Origin of the sequence: Clostridium sp. AF21-20LB, assembly GCF_003478795.1 — a bacterium.
Taxonomy (GTDB): Bacteria; Bacillota; Clostridia; order Lachnospirales; family Lachnospiraceae; genus Otoolea; species Otoolea fessa.
The window spans coordinates 1-1,746 of record NZ_QUGD01000053.1 but is presented as its reverse complement, the minus strand read 5'-3'; the positions used below and the strand labels follow the sequence as shown (position 1 = coordinate 1,746).

At 32.8% G+C, this 1,746-nt stretch carries 2 protein-coding genes and 1 pseudogene; all 3 read left to right on the top strand.

Annotation, left to right across the window (positions count from 1 at the left end; translation table 11 throughout):
* Window positions 1-182 precede the first annotated feature (182 nt).
* The gene (locus DWX76_RS13660) at window positions 183-413 is read left to right on the top strand and encodes a hypothetical protein (RefSeq protein ID WP_003060191.1); all 231 of its coding nucleotides are present in this window, start codon (window positions 183-185) and stop codon (window positions 411-413) included.
* Between the two features lie 166 nt (window positions 414-579).
* Window positions 580-1,350 carry an ABC transporter ATP-binding protein gene (locus tag DWX76_RS13650; protein WP_003061398.1) on the top strand — a complete coding sequence of 257 codons (771 nt, stop codon included), beginning with the start codon at window positions 580-582 and terminating at the stop codon, window positions 1,348-1,350.
* Window positions 1,340-1,746: pseudogene (locus tag DWX76_RS13645) on the top strand (ABC transporter permease); the annotation flags it as partial. The gene DWX76_RS13650 and the pseudogene DWX76_RS13645, both read left to right, overlap by 11 nt.

The following is a 1,746-nucleotide window of genomic DNA, read 5'->3' as shown; positions in this document are numbered from 1 at the left end:
GGCACTTTACTGGTTAGTATTGGTATTCTTGTTATGCCGATTATCAATTTAATCTCTCATTCTGAATTAGGCTATTACATAGGTCTTATTTTGATTGTTGTAGGAGTGTTTATATCATATTCATCATTGTAAAATACAATGGAAAACTTATTAGCTTTAAAAAGTAGAATTGAGGTATGAATATGATAGGACTGAACAAAAGAGATATAAAAAAGGCATTGAAAGCTGGTGCAAAAGCTGGCGGTGTATCATTGGCTGATGTTCGGGCGGATATTGAAGCTACGATTGATGAAGCTATGAATAGCACCGACCCAGAGGTGCAGGCAAATTTCAAAAAGTATTTTGGGAATAAACGCCCTACACCAGAAGAATATATTTATATCATTACGAAAAAGACAAAGGCAAAATTATAATAAAAGGGTCGTGGAAATGCTTCACAAAATTGTGATCTGCATTATCACGGCTCTTTTACTCTCTGTTTACTTTCAAAACTGTAAGTGTAATTGAATACTGCCCTTGCTATAATTTAATTGTATTCCAAAACAAATAAATGTGGCAGGAAGAAAGGAGCGATTTTTAATGGAACACATTTTAAATTTAGAGCAAGTAAAAAAATACTACGGGGGTAACTCTGGAAATATCACAAAGGCAGTAGACGGTATTTCTATGTATGTAGATAAGGGCGAATTTGTCGCAATCATGGGAGCTAGTGGTTCTGGAAAGACTACCCTATTAAACTGTATCTCTACGATTGATACTGTAACCAGCGGACACATTACAGTCAATAATCAAGATATTACCAAAATCAAGGATAAAGATTTTGCTGATTTCAGACGTGAAAATTTAGGGTTCATTTTTCAAGATTTCAACCTTTTAGATACTTTAACGATTGGAGAAAACATTTCTTTATCATTGGTTATCAACAAACAGAACCCTACTGATATTGAGAAAAGAGTTCATGCTATCGCCGATAAATTGGGTATTCGTGATATTTTATCGAAATTTCCTTATGAAGTTTCTGGCGGACAAAAACAGCGTTGTGCTTGTGCTAGAGCCTTAATCAATGAACCGAAACTGATTTTAGCTGATGAACCGACGGGAGCTTTGGACTCAAAAGCTTCCAGATTATTACTGGAAACAATGTCTGAAATCAACAAGAAAATGCAGGCTACTATTTTAATGGTAACACATGACCCGTTTAGTGCGTCTTTCTGTGAACGTATTTTGTTCTTGAAAGACGGTAAAATATTCAATGAAATTTTCAGAGGGGAAAAAAGCAGAAAAGATTTCTTCAATGAAATACTGGATATATTAACCTTGCTCGGAGGTGAAGTGGGAAATGTTAGGTAAGTTAGCGTATAGAAATACAAAAAGAAATATTAAAGATTATTTGATTTATCTGATAACCGTTACTGCATCCTTTTCTCTTATATTTGCTTTTAATTTGGTGGCAAATTCTGATGAAATTGTAAAGTTATGTTCCAGTATGGATGCATTTAAGAATTCATTGTTCGCTGTAAATATTCTTATTATTTTTGTGATATGCTTTTTGATCAACTATACAACGAAATTTATGTTTGAAAAAAGAAGTAAAGAATTAGGAACATATATGCTTCTTGGCATTAAGAAAAAAGAAATTATTATTTTTGTGATATGCTTTTTGATCAACTATACAACGAAATTTATGTTTGAAAAAAGAAGTAAAGAATTAGGAACATATATGCTTCTTGGCATTAAGAAAAAAGA

Excerpts from the sequence above, each read along its gene's own strand:
- DWX76_RS13660 (WP_003060191.1), top strand. The coding sequence starts at position 183 with ATGATAGGACTGAACAAAAGAGATATAAAAAAGGCATTGAAAGCTGGT.
- DWX76_RS13650 (WP_003061398.1), top strand. The coding sequence starts at position 580 with ATGGAACACATTTTAAATTTAGAGCAAGTAAAAAAATACTACGGGGGT.